The following is an 18217-nucleotide window of genomic DNA, read 5'->3' as shown; positions in this document are numbered from 1 at the left end:
TTAATAATTATATTCTAAAAATGATCGATATCATCTTGTATACGTTCTAACTCTAACTGCCATTCTGGATTTGATGGTTCCAGTGCAATCAACTGTTGTAAGATATCTACTCGTCGTTCATCTCTAATTTCGCTTAAATAAGAATAATAATCTGATAAAAATTCAACGTTATCTTTTAAAAACTTAGCAGCTTCTTCAAAATATTGCATTGCATTTTCATCATTTTCATTTCGCGCTTCAATCGTTCCAAGTAAATGAAGTGCTTCAGGTGATAATTCTTTAATATCTAAATGTTTTATATAATCGTTAATTTCATCAGTCGTATCGGACTCTAATATACTTTGGAATAATTTTAATAGTGCATCTTCATACTCAATATCTAATTCAGTTGCACGCTTAAAATAACCTTTAGCATCTTCTAAAGAACCGAGCTTTAAGCTTAAACGACCGAGATGGTAAAACATTAACGGATTTAGATCATCGATGACGACGTAATCTTTTAATAGCTCAGTCGCACCTTCAAAATCGTACTCTTTTTCTTTAATCTTCATAAGTAAAATATATGCGTTCGTATAGTACGGTTCATTTTTTATAACGTTATCTAACATTTTCTCAGCTTCATTATATTGTTCTAGCTGGAAGTGAACGAGACCTTTTAAGAAATAGTCATCATTTTCTAGTTCATGGTCCTCTACTTCATTGAAATAACTTAATGCCATTTCTGACTCCATTAAATTACTATAAATGTTAGCAAGTCTTAAATTAATGTTAATATTGTTGATACGGTCAACTGTCTTTAACGTGTTTTTATAATAATAAATTGCTTCTGTTAAATTACCTTCATAATAATATAATTCAGCAATTGCAAAATCTATAATTGCGTCATTACTTAAAGAACGAGCTTTCATTAAATGCTTTAATGCGACATCGTTTAAATGCATTTGTTGAAATACTTCTGCTTTTAAAAATAGTACAGTCGGTGTTTCTTTTGCCTCGTTTAAAAGAAGTAACGCATTATCAATGTCACCATTTGTTATATAAATGTCAATGAGATATGAAAGTATATTGTCGTCGTGTTCACTAGACTCATATAGATGTTTAAAAATTGTTAATGCATAATTTTTTTCCCCAATTGAATCTAATAAATCTCCTAATACAAAAAGGAGTTCTTCATCTTCTTCTGTATAATAAGTTAGATGATTAATAACCGCTTCAATCGTCGCTTGATTATACGTTCCTGTTTTTAACTCATCAATTGCCTTCGTAATTGTATTATTCATAGTCCACCTCTTTTTCTAGAGATTCAATATCTTTTAATATATTCGGGTACGATACATTTAAGTGTGATGTATCATCGATATTGAGTCGTTGATTCATTTTTATTGTCATAATGATTAGCATCATAATGATTCGGTGATCGCTATAACTTTTTAATTGTTCATTTGCTTTTTGTAAGTTTTGGTTCTCTAATATTTCAAATCCATCATCATAAATATTAAAATCTGCACCGAATTTTTCTAGTTCACGTGTGACCGCTAATATGCGATCAGTTTCTTTAACTCGTAATTCGTGTGCATCCCGTATTATACTTTTACCATTCGTAAAGAGTCCTAGGACTGTAAGAATTGGAATTTCATCGATTAGCTTTGGAATTAATGGCCCGTCTATAATAAACGGTTTTAGATTTTCCTTATATTTTACGCGGATATCTCCATACGGTTCACCGGCGTTATTTCTTTCTAAAACTTTAATATCTGCACCAATCATTTTAAAAACAGTAATAATGCCATCTCTAGTTTTATTTAGAGATACGTTTTCTATAGTTATATCACTTCCAGGAATAATTGCTGCAAGAACCATTAAAAATGCAGCACTTGAAATATCACCAGGAACGGCAACCTCTTTTCCTAATAAATTATAGCCAGGGTGTACGGTAATCGTATTACCATCAGTATGAATATTCGCCCCAAAATCTTCTAACATACGTTCAGTATGATCTCTAGAAATATCTTTTTCAATGATCCTCGTTGGACCTTTTGCTCCTAACGCTGCAAATATAATTGCACTTTTTACTTGAGCACTTGCGATTGGCATATGATACGTAATACCGTTTAGAGATTTTCTTTTAATATTAATTGGAGGAAAATTTTCACGTGTAAGTTCTATAGACGCGCCCATTAGCTCAAGTGGTGTCTTTATACGCTGCATTGGACGTTTTTGTATCGTTTCGTCACCATTAATAGTTGCATTGAAGTTTAAACCCGCAATAACCCCTGTTAAAAGTCTTGTTGTTGTACCGCTGTTTCCGGTATATAGTATGGTGCTAGGTTCTCTTAGTGACTCCACACCATTACTTTTTATAACGATTTTCTCATCTATTAATTCAATTGATACACCGAGCTGTTTCATAGAATCGATTGTCATTAAAATATCATCACTAATTAACGGACGATATATTGTCGTCGTACCTTTACTTAAACTCCCTAACATAACTGCACGGTGCGTAATTGATTTATCTCCAGGTACTTCTATCGTGCCTCGAAATCTCTTTTTATATTTATCGATCATATAATCTCCTGAAATTCTTTTAAATAATGTGTTAATTCATCGATACATATATTATCAAACTTTGGTGTACCGAATGCTTCAAGTAAAACGAATTGAATTTTTTCAGTTTCATTATTCTTTTTATCGTGTGACATCCGTTCAATTAAACTCGGAATATTGAGTTCGTTTAAATAAGACACGTCATAACCAACTGATTTAAAATATTCGACATATTTTTGTAAATTGAATGATTTATTTAGTCGCTCATTTGAAACATAAAGCATAAATAATAAACCTAAGACTACCGCATGTCCGTGCTTTAATTGATATTCATATTCTAATGCATGACCTAATGTATGTCCTAAATTTAATGCTTTACGGACGTTAGATTCAGTTTCATCTTCTGTGACATATCTAAGTTTTGTTTTAATACCAGTAATAATAAATGGCTCTAGTTGTTCTATGTTTATACAACGTCTATTTTGATGCATTAAATTTTCTACAGTAATTTGATCATTTAACATTGCATGTTTAATGACTTCTCCGAATCCACTGAGTATTTCTTCGTCATCTAACGTCTTTAAAAAGTTTAAATCAAAAATAACTGCTTTTGGACGATAAAATGTGCCGACTAAATTTTTTCCATGTGGACGGTTAATTGCGGTTTTACCACCGACAGATGAGTCGTGACTAAGAAGTGTAGTTGGAACGTGTATATAATCGACACCACGAAGTATAATACTTGATAATAACGCACCCGCATCCCCTGTCGCGCCACCACCGATAACGACGATTAAACTATTTCTTTTTATATTTAAATCTAATAGTGAATCAATTGTATTCATAACGGGATTAATATGCTTAAAAGCTTCACCTCTCGGTGCTTTTATTACATGATTAAGCTGTGAAAATTTAGTTTCATATAATTCATATACATATTCATCGATAATATAATAGACGTCTTTATAGTCTTTTGTGTAATCATGAATAAGTGTGTCATAAATATTATGACCGACATGAATCGTATAATTGTCATCATTATAAGCCGTTTTAATGTCCATTAGTATTCCTCTAAACGCTGATTATATTTTTTTATATTTTCTTGAATATCTGAGAAATCATCGCTACCAAACTTATCCAATATCGCTTTTGTAATCTCGATTGCAACCATATGTTCTGCGACGATACTCGCTGCCGGAACAGCAGTTGGATCACTACGTTCAATCGTCGCCTTAAATGGTTCTTTCGTGTCGATATTGACACTCATTAATGGTTTATAAAGTGTTGGTATTGGCTTCATTACTCCGCGTACGACAACAGGCATGCCTGTTGTCATTCCACCTTCAAAACCACCTAAATTGTTTGTCCGTCTCGTAAATCCATCGTTAGGATTATATAGAATTTCATCATGGACTTGACTGCCTGGATAGTCAGCCATCTTGAATCCCATTCCAAATTCTACACCCTTAAATGCGTTAATGCTAACGATAGACTGTGCTATTTTACCATCGAGTTTTGTATCGTAATGTACGTGTGAGCCAAGTCCAACAATCGGATTTTTAACGATGACTTCTACAACTCCCCCGAGCGTATCTCCAGCTGCTTTTGTTTGATCGATTAACAATTCAGCTTCTTTAGTTTTGTCATCCGAAACCATTCGAACAGAAGATGATTCTTTATTATTTTTAATTTCATCAAACGTATATGTGCCGTCATCTATAACTGTACCTATTTGAACGACACGACTTGTCATTTCAATATTTAAAGCGTGCAATAACTCTTTACAGAGTGCTCCAACGAGTACACGTGCTGTCGTTTCTCTTGCTGATGAACGTTCGAGTACGTTTCTTAAGTCTCTGTGATTATATTTCATTCCACCGACTAAATCAGCATGACCAGGTCTTGGTTCTTTAATCACTCTTCTCATCTTTTTAATTTGTTCATCTGTAATCGGTTCAGACTGCATCACGTTTACCCATTGTTTGAAATCATCGTTATTCACTTCCATTTGAACGGGACTGCCTAACGTATAGCCATGTCTTACGCCACTACCAAATTCAAATGTGTCTTTCTCTATTTGCATACGGCGACCTCGACCGTATCCACCTTGACGCATGAATAATTCCTTAGTCATACGTTCTTTATTGATCGGAACATTTGAAGGAAATCCTTCAACAATCGCCGTCACTTTTTTACCATGAGATTCACCTGCTGTTAAAAATCTCATTGAATCCACCTCTTATTTATATAAAATAAAAAGCTGAGTAGTTATACTCAGCCTTGTTATCATTAATAGATCCAATCTTTATTGATTAAGCTATAATCGATAAGCTCTGATTCATCAAAGAAAAGATTAATTTCACGCTCAGCACTTTCAGGTGAGTCTGAACCGTGAATAATATTTTTACCAACTGTTAAACCAAAGTCTCCGCGGATTGTTCCTGGAGCTGCTTCTTGAGGGTTTGTAGCACCAACAACTAAGCGAGCAGTACTGATGATGTTTTCACCTTCTAAAACCATTGCGAATACTGGTCCTGAAGTAATGAAGTCTACTAACTCACCGAAGAATGGCTTTTCGCTGTGTTCACCGTAGTGAGTTTTAGCAAGCTCATCTGATACTTGCATTAATTTTGCACCTACAATTTTAAACCCTTTGTTTTCTAAACGCTCAACGATTGGTCCAATAAGGTTTCTTTGAACGCCGTCTGGTTTAATCATTAAAAATGTTCTTTCCATTTGACATAATCTCCTTTAACTAGTCTCTGTATATCATATCATTTATGAGTAATAAATGTCACTTTAATTTAATCTGTCTCTCAGTTTTTCTACTACTTCAACTAAATATTCTTTAATTGGTGACTCAATATCCGTCACATTTTGTAATGCGTCATCTAAATATTTATTACTTATTGCTTTTGACTCTTGAATCGCATTAGATTCTAATATATATTTGGATAATTCTTCACTGTTTGCTCTATGCTTACTATACTTTTTTAACATTGATCTAAATGTGCTATCTTTATTTCTGAGTAATAGTACAGGTAATGTATAATGACCATTTTTTAAATCTGAAAATTTAGGTTTACCAAGGATTTTTTCACTAGCTGTAAAATCTAAATAGTCATCTATAATTTGAAAACTCATTCCAACGTTATATCCGTATTCAATCAAAGATTTAAGTACTTTTCGATCAACATTGGTAGCAAATGCTCCAAGTTTAATACTTAATACGATGAGTAACGCTGTCTTTTTATAAATTTTATCTAAATAATTATCTATTGTCTGCATATCGTCAAACTGAGTATCGAATTGGAATAGCTCTCCCTCTACAATTTGACGCATCGCAAGAGCATATGTGTCGTGAAACTCTTGATGTTCTATGTGAGACACTGCTTCTATCGCACTGGAAATTAAAAAGTTACCTGTATTAACTGCTTGAAAGTAACCATGTTTATAAAACGTAGTCTTACGTTTTCTTCTCGTCTCTGAGTCATCGATAATATCATCATGAACTAAGCTTGCCATATGAATTAGTTCTAAACTCGCTGCAGTTTTAATTAAATCATTATATTTATCTTTGTCCCCTAATTTACCAACGAGAAGTGCAAGTGATGGTCTAAGCTTTTTACCGCCTGTGACGTATAAATTAAAACTTTCATCGTTTACTATAGAAGTTCCTGGGTCTAGATTCTTTTTAATATACGCCTCTATTTTCTTTAAATCAGGCTTTATAAAAGATTTAAACGGTTTTGTCATAATCAATCGGTTTATATGCTAAATGGGTTGCAGCCATACCCATGTTATGAGGGACTATTTTTATATTTGTAAACCCAGTTGAATCCATTAAATCTTTTAACTCTTCTTTTGATAGAAAATCTCTCGTTGACTCATAGAGCCATTTGTACTCTTCGCCACTTTTCGCAAAGATTTTTCCAAATAATGGCATGATTTTACCGAAATATATGTTAAATAATGTCGCAACGACTTTGTTATTCGGATTAGATGTTTCTAGAATAACGAAATGACCGCCTGGTTTTAGGACTCTAGCCACTTCAATAAGCGCTTGTTTATAATCTGGTAAATTTCTTAAACCAAAACCAATCGTAATCAAATCAAACGAATTATCTTCAAACGGTAAATCCATTGCATCACCTTGAAGTAACTCTACATTTTGAAGATGTTTCACTTTACTCTCTGCAACTTTTAGCATGTTTTCACTGAAGTCTAATCCAATTACATTTACATTAGGATTACTTTCAGCAAGTTGAATTGTCCAGTCACCAGTTCCACAACATAGATCTAATACATTATCATCATCGTGAAGAAAAATTTCAGACATCGTCTTTTTACGCCATACATCATGTTGTTTAAAACTTATAATGTCATTCATTTGGTCGTAATCTTTTGAAATTGTGTTAAATATATTTTGTATTTTATTATCTTTCATTATTTTCACCATCATCTAAAAATGCTTCAATCGTTTTATCTATAGTGTTACTGATATATCCATTTGAAATTAAATAATCAATCGGCGTAAACAATAACTCTTTTTTATTTTTAAACGATAATTGATTCATTTCATAACATTTTGATTTTTTTGAGATTGATTGTTTTGTTAGCACTACTATATCAGATAGTATTTTGTAATGACCTTTATCTGCCATCGCACTGTAAAACTCTGTCATTAATAAATCATTGTATAAAATATGTGTTTCGACTGTATCTTTGTTAGGCTCTTCATCGAGTAGAAGTAATGCGATATTAAATTTTATAACAGCTTCAATCATTTCTTTATCTTTAAATAAATAATATGTATCATCAGTTAGTTCATTTACAAAATTTGAATATTTGTTTTGAATGTCATCATCAAAATAAGTCATAATTTCACTTAACGCCAACAAAAAAATCACCCTTATAAATGAATAGACCTAACATCAGTTAGGTCTATTAAAATTCTTATTTTACTGCGTCTTTTAGAGCTTTACCTGCTTTGAAAGCTGGTACTTTAGATGCTGCAATTTCAATTTCTTCACCAGTTTGTGGGTTACGTCCTTTACGTGCAGCACGCTCACGTACTTCGAAAGTACCGAATCCGATTAATTGAACTTTTTCACCTTTAGTTAGTGATCCTTGGATTGCTTCGAAAACTGCGTCTACAGCAGCACCTGCATCTTTTTTAGTAAGATCAGCTTTGTCGCTTACTGCGTTAATTAAATCAGTCTTGTTCATAATTAAATGACCTCCTAGATTCTATATAATGATTAATCATTATGTTTTGACTTTACCACAGGAATGCCGTCACTTCAACATATTTCAGCATTCTTTAGTATATTATTATTTATTTGCTTCTTTTTTTATTTTGCTCGTCATAAAGATAACATTATTGTTTTCATCGACGGTTAATTCTGGACTGTAAATCGGTACGACAGGTGTTTGTTCATATAAAACGTGGCGTACGTCTTCGCCAGGTTTAAACGACAATTCTTGGTCATCAATGATATGTTGCACATCTTCACGATAATCAACTAAAAATTCTTCTCCACCGTTAAAGTATACGTTTAATGGATTACCTGTATATGGGCTCGTAACTGTTGGATTTTGATCGAGATGATAATGATCTAAATCTAACATATAAACGTTCGGACCGACCGTATCACCTAATTTAACATGGTCACTAAGTATGTTTAAGCGAGTCGTTAACGAGCGAATTGTGTTCGTAATTCTTAAATCTGCAATTTTAACTTTAGGATCTGTATCTTCATCGATAATGACATATTGATAATGTCCACCATTTTCAAACGCTGTCGGTGGAATATCACTAATATAGTCCGGAACTAATTTGTTAAAGTCTACTTGGTATTGTAAATACTCTCTATTTTCTAGATGATTTTCAGTTGTTTTAAATGGTAATAATCCATCGTTATCTTCTTGGAATTGTTTGACTGCGTTCTCGACCATTTTAATTTGTGATTCTTTTGGCTGTGCATTTTTATCACGCTCACTCTGTGGATACATACAAGCACTTAGTAAGAGTGAAACTGATAATAAAACGAATAGTTTTAATGCGTTACGCATGGTTACTGCCTCCTAATACGAGTATCATTGTTATAAATGCAAATATTAGAAGTAACCATGCAATAATTGACATGATAATACTTACGAAACGATATGGCATTTTATAACGTGCGATATATATTAAGAGTGCCGCAAGTGCCATCGCACCCATCGAATAAAACGACACCCACATTAAATCCATTCTAGATATATCAAACATTTTATTTCTCCGCTTCTAAATGATTTCTCATAATTTCTAATAAACCTTCCGTTTCAGACTTTCTTTCTCTCATCATTAAAGAGATTAAAGCATCTGTCTCAGAGATTGATTCAAATAAATATTCGTACAATACATTCGTAATCGGCATATCGACGTCGTGAATTTTTGCAAGCTCGTATGCTGCTTTTGTCGTGTTAACACCTTCGACGACCATTCCCATATTTTCAACAATATCGTCGAGTGACTGTCCACTAGCGAGCATCTTCCCACATCTGAAGTTTCTAGAATGTTCACTCATCGCTGTTACAATTAAGTCACCGACACCTGTTAATCCCATAAAAGTTAAAGGATTCGCACCCATTTTAGTACCGAGTCTTGCGATCTCATGAAGACCTCGCGTAATAACAGCAGATTTTGTATTATCTCCAAATCCTAGACCATCTAAAATACCAATTCCAAGGGCGATAATATTTTTAAGCGCACCGCCTACTTCCACGCCAATTAAGTCATTGTTTTCATACACTCTAAAGTATTTATTTATAAATACATCTTGAATTTGCTTTTGACCTGTTTTATTTATTGAGGCTGTACTTACTGTTGTCGGTTGTTTTAATGCGATTTCCTCTGCGTGTGATGGTCCACTTAAAATTGCGACGTCTATATAATTTTTTTCGTCAATTTCTTCAATGATAATTTCAGACACACGTTTATGAGTACCTAGTTCTAATCCTTTAGCAACGTGACATATTAACACTTGTTTATCTAATTCATTTAAATAATCGTTAATTTGTTTACTTACAGTTCGGACTGCTTTTACTGGAACTGCGAGTATTAATATATCACCATGCTTAATAGCATCTTTAAGATCATCTGTCGCTTTAATTGTCTCACTTAGCGTAATATCTTTTAAATAGTTTTTGTTCGTATGATCTTTGTTGATTTCTTGAACAGTACTTTTATTTCTGCCGTACATTAGTACATGATGATTGTTAGAATCGAGTATCATTGAAAGACTTGTACCAAAACTACCTGTCCCTATAATTGTTATATTCATAAAACTCTCTCCTATATTAATTTCGACGACGTGCAATGATATGAATTGGTGTTCCTGTAAAGTCAAAAGCTTCTCTTAAACGATTTTCTAAGTATCGCTTATAACTAAAATGCATGAGCTCTGGATCGTTTACAAAAACTACAAACGTCGGTGGTGCGACGCTGACTTGAGTCCCGTAGAAAATATTTAATCGTTTTCCTGTCTTATCTGTCGGTGTAGGATTCATTGCAACACTATCTACTAGCACTTCGTTTAACGCACTCGATTGAACGCGTTGCTTATGTGCATTATCGACTGTATGAATAAGTGGGAATAACGTATGCACACGACTTTTAGTTTTCGCTGAAACGAATGCAATTGGTGCATAATCTAAAAATCTAAATTGATCTCTAATCTTTAGTTCGAATTTACGCATCGTTTGTGTATCTTTTTCAACGGCGTCCCATTTGTTAACGACAATAACAATTGCTCTTCCTGCTTCATGTGCAATTCCTGCAATGCGTTTATCTTGTTCTCGAATACCTTCTTCGCCGTTTAAAACGAGTAAAACTACGTCGCTTCGTTCAATCGCAACGTTAGCTCGTAATACCGAATATTTTTCTGTGTTTTCGTACACTTTTCCTCGTTTACGAATACCCGCCGTATCGACAAATGTATAGTTAAACCCGTCTTTTTCAAGTTTTGTATCGATAGCATCTCGAGTCGTCCCAGCAATATTCGAAACAATGACACGATCTTCACCGAGTATTGCGTTGACTAAACTAGATTTACCAACGTTCGGTCGTCCAATTAAAGAAACTTTAATTGAGTCATCTTCATCCACTTCATAGTTTAATGTACTAAAGTTTTCAATGACTTTATCTAGAACATCACCTAATCCTAAACCATGAGAACCAGATACTGGATAAGGGTCGCCTAGACCTAATTCATAAAACTGATATATTTCTGAACGCATTTCGTAAGAATCGATTTTATTGACCATTAATACGACAGGTTTTTTTGAACGATGTAAAATATTTGCAACGTGAACATCATCATTTGTAACACCTTCACGTCCATTTACTACCATTACTATTACATCAGCTTCATTAATTGCAATTTCTGCTTGTACTGAAATTTCATTTTGGAATAAGTTGTCATCGAGTTCAATTCCACCAGTATCTATGATATTAAATTCATGACCGAGCCAATCTCCTGTAGCGTATATTCGGTCTCTTGTAACGCCTGGAGTATCTTCTACAATTGATTTTCTTTCTCCAATAATTCTGTTAAATAACGTGGATTTTCCAACGTTCGGTCGTCCCACGACTGCTACTGTAGGTATCATTCAACTTCCCTCATTTCTCTTATATTTTATCATAACTCTAATTTTATTCTATAAAAAAATAAAGAGCGAGTTCCCTCGCTCTTTTACGTAAGATTAAAGACCTAAATCTTTAAGTTTATCACCTAAAATATCTCTTAATGTAGGTGCATCGTCTTCTTCGTCTTTATAAACTGTTTTATCTTTTTGTTGAACTGAACGTTGTGGTTTTTCTTTTGTTGCTTTAATTGAAAGTGATGTTTTTTCGTCTTCTTCGTTGAATCCGATAATTTTAACATCGACTTCTTCTTCTGCTTTTAATACGTCTTGTGGGTGTTCAACATGATCATATGAAATTTCTGATACGTGTACAAGCCCCTCTACACCTTCAGCCACTTCTACGAAAGCACCGAAGTCTACTAGGCGTTTAACAGTTCCTTTTACGACGTCACCGACTTTATGCTCGTTGAAGAATTTATCGAACGGACTGTCTCCAGCTTGTTTAATTGAAAGTGATACTCTTTCGTTATCTTTGTCTACTGAAAGAATTTTAACGTTGACCGTGTCACCGATTGAAACAGCATCATCAACGCTATCTACTCTGTTGTAGTCAATTTCTGAGATGTGTACGAGACCATCTACCCCATTAACATTAACGAAAGCACCGAAGTTTGTTGTACGAACAACTTCACCTTCAACGACCTCACCTTCTTCAAGTGAATCGAAGTTTTTAAGTAATTCTTCTTTTTCAGCTGCTTCTTCTAAAACGCGTCTGTTTAAAATAATACGGTTATTTTCTGGATCAACGTCTTCAACTTTAACGTCTAGAGTTTGACCATCAAATTGAGTAAGGTCTTCAACGAATTGTGTTGAAATAAGTGATGCCGGGATGAAACCACGTGCACCGACGTCAACAACTAATCCAGCAGGAACAACCTCAATTACTTCTGCTTGAATTGTTTCATCGTTATCTTTTTTTGATTTTAAGTCATTGTATGCTTCTTCTGTCTCATATTGACGTACAGAAACAACTACTGTTGACTCATCTTCGATTTTAATTACTATAGCTGTAAGCTCATCATCAAGACTTACAATCTCATCTGTTGTATCAATTCGTTTTGAAGTTAATTGACTAATTGGAACGACTCCAGTCGTACCGTCTTCAAGTTCAACTTCTACAAATTTTTCTTCAACTTTAGAAACTTTACCAGTTACAACGTCGCCTTCGTTGTATTTAGACTCAACAGTTTCTGTGTTTTCAACTTCTAAGTTTTCTTCAAATTTTTCTTCGTTTGTCATACCGTTATCCTCCAATTTTAAAACGCTTAATACTATTAAGTTCCTATAAATCTAGCTATTTGTCAAGGTGTAAAGGTCCATTTAACAAATTATTTAGATTATTTTCTAAAATTTTCGTAATATCTTTTCTCTTTAATCCATCTTTCCTTAACTCATCTGTATATATTGGTTGACCGAATATAATCGTTACGCCATTTTTATCATCATAATTTCCACGTACAGCAACTGGCACAATCGGCGCTTTTGCACTCATTGCGATAAAGCTTGCACCTTCTTGAAGAGGTCTTAACTCATCCTTTTTATCTTTGTTACGTGTCCCTTCAGGAAACATTAAAAGCATACGTCCCTCTTTTAATGCCTCAATCGACGTTTTTAATGCCGCACGATCTCCTTTACCTCTATTGACAGGTATTGCATTTAAATTACGGATTGCTGCTCCGAATAATTTATTTTTAAACAGCTCAGATTTTGCAAAAAATGACATCTCACGTTTTACGGAAATACCAATTGCTGGTGGATCGTGTAATGATTTGTGATTTGCAGCGAGTAAAACTGGACCTTCTTTTGGAATGTTGTTTTCACCGATGACTGTGATTTTATGACGCACTCGGTAATATAACGTCACAAATACTTTCATAATTTTATAAAACATTGTCGTTAATCCTTTCGCGTGCATAATTTAAAATTGCCGATGCAACTTCGTCAATCGTCATATTATCAGTATTAATCTCTATTGCACTGTCTGCTTTTTTTAAAGGTGAATGTTCGCGGTTCATATCACTTTCATCACGTGCGATGATTTCTTTAATTAAATTATCTAATGTAATATTATTTCCACGAGCTTCTTCTTCAATAAGTCGACGTTTTGCACGAATTTCAGGACTCGCTGTTAAATAAATTTTTAACTCAGCATCTGGAATTACAACAGTACCGATATCTCTACCGTCCATTACAATACCTTTATCTGCTGCTATTTCACGTTGCATATCAACGAGATAATCACGTACAAAATCAATCGAAGCAATAGAACTTACTTTATTTGTTACTTCACTATTACGAATATCTTTCGTAACGTTCGTATCGTTTAAAAATACATCTCCAGATTCACTAAAATTTATTTTAGCGTCTGTAATATTTGATTCCGTAAGTGATTCACTTAGATTCAGAGAATATAAAGTAACCGCTCGGTACATTGCACCGGTATCTAAATATTTATAATTTAAATGGTTCGCAACAATTTTTGCGATGGTACTTTTACCAGCGGCAGCAGGACCATCAATTGTTATATTAATTTTTGACATTCATGACACCTTTTCTTATGGAATAATGAGTTCTTGACCAACTGTTAAGTTGTTTCCTGAAATACCGTTCGCGCTTCTTATTTTCTGGATGTTTTCTTCTGTACCAGCTCCGTAATATTTAAGTGCAATTCGGTATAAGTTATCTTGCGCAGTAACAACGTGTGTCGCTCCGACTTTTTTCTCTTCTTCTTCTTTCTTTTTAGCCTCTTCAGCTAGGCGTTCACGTTCTCTTTCTTCAGCTGCTTTTTGTTCGGCCTTCTTTACGTCAGATTCTTTCTTAGACGAGATGACTGATTGACCAAGCTTTTCAAGACTTGCGATTTGTTCTTCAGAGTATTTCGCTGGCAGATTACCATCTTTATTTGAAGCGACTTCTTCACCGTCTTTATTATCTTTACTCTTTTTATTAGAGTTACTATCTTTGTTTTTTGCAAACTGCTTTTCTAATTCAGCTTTTTTACTTTCAAATTCTTTGTCAATTTGTCTCGTGTTCTCTTCTTTTTTATCGCTTGCAACAGATTGTTCATCTATACCGTCACCTGAAGGCCAAAAGTTAGAGACAATCATTACACCTAAAACGAGAGTTAACGGAATTAAAAGTGCGAGTAAAACGAGTAGAGACTTTTTATTTTTATTGTTTTTAATTGATTGAGTGTTTAAATGTTTGTTTTTAAAATCTTTTAACTTTGATTTTGATTGCTGCATCTCTTTAGAAAACTGATCACCATATTTCGATGAAGTACTCTTGAAGGATGCTAAAATTGCAGCAATTACAGACTTATCGTCATCTTTTTTAGGTTTGTTTTCTTTTTTATTTTCATTTTTTACAGTTTTATTTTCTTCACGATTATACTTCGCGCTACGGCTGAACTGTTCGTCTACTTTATTTTTTCTAGATTGACGTCTTGTTCGTTCATCTTTATTTGTATCAGTACGTTTATGCTGTATATCTTTATAAAAATCATCTTTCATAATACATTCCTACCCTACATACATTATTACTTTTATTATAGTCTTTTTTCCTATACTTTTAAAGGGAATTCGAAAGCGAGGAATTTTTGAAAAGCAATTGGTTGAAAAGAAGAAATAAACACCTTAATATAGTGTTATTAAGAGGTGACAATGTGACGATTAAATATACTATTTCTGACCAGGACACTTGTATTGCTTGTGGAGCATGTGGAGCGTCAGCGCCGGATATTTTCGATTATGACGATGACGGAATTTCGTACTCCATACTCGATAACAATGAAGGTATAACACCTGTTCCTGAAGAACTCCTTGGTGACCTTGAGATGGCGTATCTAGGGTGTCCGACAGATTCCATAAAAGTAGCCGATGAACCGTTCGACGGAGATCCGTTAAAGTTTGAATAAAAAAGAGTACTCTGTTTTTAATGAGCTGCACCCCTAAAGTTGGACACTAAAATCCAACTTTAGGGTAGCACATCAGTTTTACAGAGTACTCTTTTCTTTTTGCTTTTTCAGTATTGGAATTAATTTTGTGTGAACGATATAGATGACTACACCGAGTAAAATACCTTTTACGATGTTAAATGGAATGATACCTACTGTTACAAGTGTTTTTACGTTTTCAAACACTGCACGCTGATCTAAAATCATTCCATATAATGGTAATAAGATAAAGTAATTAAGTATCGATAACACGAACGTCATGAATAGTGTACCGACGACAATTCCCGTTATTAAACTTTTGCTCGTTTTACTTTTAACATAGATAATATATATCGGAATTAAGTAACTAAGTGATGCGAGTAAATTCGCTATCGGACCGATTGGTTCACTGGAAACGAGAAAACCATATATGATAATTTTTATAGCTATTATTAAAACTCCGACTCCACCACCGAATAGTATAAATCCTATATAGGCAGGAATATCTGCAATATCAAATTTTAAAAATGGTGGAAAGAATGGTAGTGGTACGCTTATCAGCATGAGTATAAAAGAAATCGCTGATAAAATACTAATCATAATTATTTTGTAAATCTGTGACTGGTTCATAGTTGTTCTCCTTTACTTAACGTCATAATAAATGTCGTGCCTTTTTCGTACTCGCTATCAACCGTAATTGTTCCTTTATGGCCATTAATAATACTTTTTACGATACTAAGTCCAAGACCTGTACCTTGTTTACCTCTGGTTCTTGCTTTATCTTCTTTATAGAAACGTTCAAATATACGATTTAGCGTTGAAGCTTTCATACCAATACCTGTATCAGATAATGTAATCACTACATGAGTGTTCGTTTCGTCAATGTTTATTGAGATAGTATCTCCGTCTGAAGTATATCTAATTGAATTATCGATTAAATTCGTAAACACTTGGTACATTTTATCATAGTCAAAAGGAACGAGAGAATTATTTAGCCTATTTTTAACTCTAAAGTTCAACTGATTTTTCTTCATTTCATAATCAAATCGCTTCTGTAAATCAGCCATCAACACGTTTAAATCATTTTCTTTAATATTAAATAATCCCGATTCAGTTTCTAACTTATTAATTTCAATTAACTCGTTGATTAAGTGATTCATACGGTCAGATTCTTCTTTAATAATACTTAACATATTCTTTACTTCTTTTGGATCAGTGACAATTTCATCTAGTAATGCCTCAGTATAACCAGTGACCATAACCATTGGAGTTTTTAACTCATGAGATACACTCGATATAAACTGTGCGCGCATCGTTTCTAGTTTCTTCTCATGCGACACGTTACGGATAGTCATCGTAACACCTGTTTTTGACTCTGCATAATTCACAGGTGTAAAGAAAATTTCAATATACGTATCTGTATCTAGCTCTTCAGTAATCGAATAAGATTCAAAGTTTTCCCGACAGCGAATAATACATTCGTTAATTTTTTCTATTAAGCTTTCATGCTGTGAAATCTCTTTGAACCATGTATTACCTTCTTTATTTCGGTAAATTTGACTGTTTGATTCATCAAAAAATACTATACCATCAGAAATTGATGTGAATATTGATTCTCTCAAGTTTTTCTCATACTCGAGGTTATCGATATTTCCTTTAATATCTTCACTCATCTTATTAAATGCAAGTGTCAATTCTCCGATTTCATCAAAATTTTTAACTTCTAATTTTTGGAATTTTCCACTTGCCATTTTTAACGAAGCATTTCTCAAATCAATTAATGGATCAGTAATTCTTTGGATTAAAATAAAAGCAAATAACGTCGTAACGATAAATAATACAAAAGCACTCACTGATATGATCATCGTAATATCACGTATCGATTTATAAATCGGTGACATATCCGAGTATTTTATAAGCATTGTATCTGTATCATAGTACTGCGTCATATTAAGCACTTTTACCATGTAATCGATGTTTTCTTCATCTTTAACGAAAAAAGTATCTTCTTGTAGGCCTTCACTATTTAAAATGTAGTTAAACACAGATCGGTCTGTCTCTGTATTACTCGATACAAATTGACCGTCTTGGTAAATGATTAAGTTCTCTTCAGTAATTACTTTTGTAGATTCAATGACAGGTTCGTGTTGACTGAGTATTTCTTGTTCTATACGCTCTAAATCGTTTAATAGTTTTTGATCGCTACTATTTAGAGCGTAGTTTCTAAAGTAAAAAGCTAAACTAATGGACAATATAATTAAAACTGCGGTTACTATCATGATGATAGTAAACCACAGTTTTACAACTAAACTATTTTTAATCGTCATTCTGTAACCACGAATTTATATCCGACGCCCCAAACAGTTTGAATCATTAAACTTGCATCGACAGATACATCATTTAACTTCTCTCTCAAACGTTTAATATGTGTATCGACTGTTCGTAAATCACCGTAAAACTCATAATTCCAAACCTCTTTTAACAGTTCTTTACGATCGAATACTTTGTCAGGATTTTCGGCTAAAAATAGTAATAACTCGTACTCTTTCGGCGTTAAATTTACATCTTGTCCATCTACAGTTACTTTGTGTGCGTCGTTATCAATTTCTAGATGCTCATAGACGATAATGTCGCGACTTGATGAATCGAATTTCATATACGCAGTTTGTGATGAACGTTTTAAAATAGCTTTAGTTCTCTGTAACACTTCTCGTGGAGAGAATGGCTTTTTAACGTAATCATCAGCACCTGCTTCAAAACCTTCTAATACGTTATTTTCTTCACCTTTAGCAGTTAATAAGAGAATCGGTGTTGACTTATGCATTCTTAGCTGTCTCGTCACTTCAAACCCATCTTTTCCAGGCATCATTACATCTAAAATAATTAAATCAAAGTCTTCATTCAGTGCAAGTTCTAAAGCATCGTCACCATTATCTGCTTCTGTAATTTCATAATCATCTGCTTCTAAATATAAGATGACAAGTTTACGAATTCTTTCTTCATCATCTACAACCAATACTTTACGTTTCGACATTTCGTCACCTC

General features: G+C 33.6%; 21 protein-coding genes. 1 reads left to right on the top strand and 20 read right to left on the bottom strand.

What is annotated here, in order from left to right:
- Positions 1–14: 14 nt before the first annotated feature.
- The 17 genes from CJ229_RS01985 to CJ229_RS01905 all read right to left on the bottom strand — a co-directional run bounded on the left by CJ229_RS01985 (position 15) and on the right by CJ229_RS01905 (position 14750).
- The gene (locus CJ229_RS01985) at positions 15–1280 is read right to left on the bottom strand and encodes a tetratricopeptide repeat protein (RefSeq protein ID WP_102167309.1); all 1266 of its coding nucleotides are present in this window, start codon (positions 1278–1280) and stop codon (positions 15–17) included.
- The gene (gene aroA / locus CJ229_RS01980) at positions 1273–2568 is read right to left on the bottom strand and encodes a 3-phosphoshikimate 1-carboxyvinyltransferase (RefSeq protein WP_102167310.1); all 1296 of its coding nucleotides are present in this window, start codon (positions 2566–2568) and stop codon (positions 1273–1275) included. Before aroA ends, CJ229_RS01985 begins: the two co-directional genes overlap by 8 nt.
- Positions 2565–3608: a 3-dehydroquinate synthase gene (locus CJ229_RS01975; RefSeq protein ID WP_070709950.1), complete on the bottom strand. Its 1044-nt coding sequence runs from the start codon at positions 3606–3608 to the stop codon at positions 2565–2567. Before CJ229_RS01975 ends, aroA begins: the two co-directional genes overlap by 4 nt.
- Complete coding sequence (aroC, locus tag CJ229_RS01970) at positions 3608–4774, bottom strand: chorismate synthase (RefSeq protein WP_068128428.1); 1167 nt, start codon at positions 4772–4774, stop codon at positions 3608–3610. Before aroC ends, CJ229_RS01975 begins: the two co-directional genes overlap by 1 nt.
- A 62-nt stretch (positions 4775–4836) precedes the next feature.
- The gene (gene ndk, locus CJ229_RS01965) at positions 4837–5283 is read right to left on the bottom strand and encodes a nucleoside-diphosphate kinase (RefSeq protein WP_068128426.1); all 447 of its coding nucleotides are present in this window, start codon (positions 5281–5283) and stop codon (positions 4837–4839) included.
- Positions 5284–5346: 63 nt separating this feature from the next.
- On the bottom strand, positions 5347–6303 hold the full coding sequence (locus tag CJ229_RS01960; protein ID WP_068128503.1) for a polyprenyl synthetase family protein: 957 nt from the start codon (positions 6301–6303) through the stop codon (positions 5347–5349).
- Positions 6287–6994 carry a demethylmenaquinone methyltransferase gene (locus CJ229_RS01955; protein ID WP_068128425.1) on the bottom strand — a complete coding sequence of 236 codons (708 nt, stop codon included), beginning with the start codon at positions 6992–6994 and terminating at the stop codon, positions 6287–6289. The genes CJ229_RS01960 and CJ229_RS01955 overlap by 17 nt, the downstream gene beginning before the upstream one ends.
- A complete protein-coding gene (locus CJ229_RS01950; protein WP_068128423.1) occupies positions 6984–7445 on the bottom strand; it encodes a hypothetical protein in 462 nt (153 codons plus the stop codon). The genes CJ229_RS01955 and CJ229_RS01950 overlap by 11 nt, the downstream gene beginning before the upstream one ends.
- 58 nt (positions 7446–7503) lie before the next feature.
- Complete coding sequence (locus CJ229_RS01945) at positions 7504–7776, bottom strand: HU family DNA-binding protein (protein ID WP_040928142.1); 273 nt, start codon at positions 7774–7776, stop codon at positions 7504–7506.
- A gap of 105 nt (positions 7777–7881) precedes the next feature.
- Positions 7882–8622 (bottom strand): hypothetical protein, encoded by a 741-nt coding sequence (locus tag CJ229_RS01940; RefSeq protein ID WP_068128421.1) that lies wholly within the window; start codon positions 8620–8622, stop codon positions 7882–7884.
- A complete protein-coding gene (locus tag CJ229_RS01935; protein ID WP_083286818.1) occupies positions 8615–8821 on the bottom strand; it encodes a DUF2768 domain-containing protein in 207 nt (68 codons plus the stop codon). The genes CJ229_RS01940 and CJ229_RS01935 overlap by 8 nt, the downstream gene beginning before the upstream one ends.
- Position 8822: 1 nt before the next feature.
- A complete protein-coding gene (locus tag CJ229_RS01930) occupies positions 8823–9875 on the bottom strand; it encodes an NAD(P)H-dependent glycerol-3-phosphate dehydrogenase (protein WP_070456515.1) in 1053 nt (350 codons plus the stop codon).
- Between the two features lie 16 nt (positions 9876–9891).
- Positions 9892–11202, bottom strand: a complete 1311-nt coding sequence (der, locus tag CJ229_RS01925) for a ribosome biogenesis GTPase Der (protein ID WP_102167311.1) — start codon at positions 11200–11202, stop codon at positions 9892–9894.
- Between the two features lie 93 nt (positions 11203–11295).
- Positions 11296–12477, bottom strand: coding sequence for a 30S ribosomal protein S1 (rpsA, locus tag CJ229_RS01920; RefSeq protein WP_102167312.1), 1182 nt, complete (start codon positions 12475–12477; stop codon positions 11296–11298).
- 55 nt (positions 12478–12532) lie between these two features.
- A complete protein-coding gene (locus CJ229_RS01915) occupies positions 12533–13129 on the bottom strand; it encodes a lysophospholipid acyltransferase family protein (RefSeq protein ID WP_068128413.1) in 597 nt (198 codons plus the stop codon).
- Positions 13119–13778, bottom strand: coding sequence for a (d)CMP kinase (gene cmk / locus CJ229_RS01910; RefSeq protein ID WP_070622711.1), 660 nt, complete (start codon positions 13776–13778; stop codon positions 13119–13121). The genes CJ229_RS01915 and cmk overlap by 11 nt, the downstream gene beginning before the upstream one ends.
- Before the next feature lie 15 nt (positions 13779–13793).
- A complete protein-coding gene (locus tag CJ229_RS01905) occupies positions 13794–14750 on the bottom strand; it encodes a LysM peptidoglycan-binding domain-containing protein (protein ID WP_317846604.1) in 957 nt (318 codons plus the stop codon).
- Between the two features lie 152 nt (positions 14751–14902).
- Here CJ229_RS01905 and CJ229_RS01900 point away from each other — a divergent pair, with 152 nt between their 5' ends.
- Positions 14903–15154 (top strand): ferredoxin, encoded by a 252-nt coding sequence (locus CJ229_RS01900; protein WP_102167314.1) that lies wholly within the window; start codon positions 14903–14905, stop codon positions 15152–15154.
- Positions 15155–15232: 78 nt separating this feature from the next.
- Here CJ229_RS01900 and CJ229_RS01895 read toward each other — a convergent pair whose 3' ends face one another.
- The 3 genes from CJ229_RS01895 to CJ229_RS01885 are packed head-to-tail and all read right to left on the bottom strand — an operon-like array spanning position 15233 to position 18206.
- On the bottom strand, positions 15233–15802 hold the full coding sequence (locus CJ229_RS01895) for an ECF transporter S component (RefSeq protein ID WP_070709956.1): 570 nt from the start codon (positions 15800–15802) through the stop codon (positions 15233–15235).
- The gene (locus tag CJ229_RS01890) at positions 15799–17499 is read right to left on the bottom strand and encodes a HAMP domain-containing sensor histidine kinase (protein ID WP_102167315.1); all 1701 of its coding nucleotides are present in this window, start codon (positions 17497–17499) and stop codon (positions 15799–15801) included. The genes CJ229_RS01895 and CJ229_RS01890 overlap by 4 nt, the downstream gene beginning before the upstream one ends.
- Positions 17496–18206, bottom strand: a complete 711-nt coding sequence (locus CJ229_RS01885) for a response regulator transcription factor (protein ID WP_102167316.1) — start codon at positions 18204–18206, stop codon at positions 17496–17498. The genes CJ229_RS01890 and CJ229_RS01885 overlap by 4 nt, the downstream gene beginning before the upstream one ends.
- Positions 18207–18217: the final 11 nt, after the last annotated feature.

Source organism: Nosocomiicoccus massiliensis (genome assembly GCF_002871345.2).
Lineage (GTDB): Bacteria > Bacillota > Bacilli > Staphylococcales > Salinicoccaceae > Nosocomiicoccus > Nosocomiicoccus ampullae_A.
Note: the sequence above shows the minus strand (reverse complement) of the source record. Positions and strands in the feature narration are given on the sequence as shown.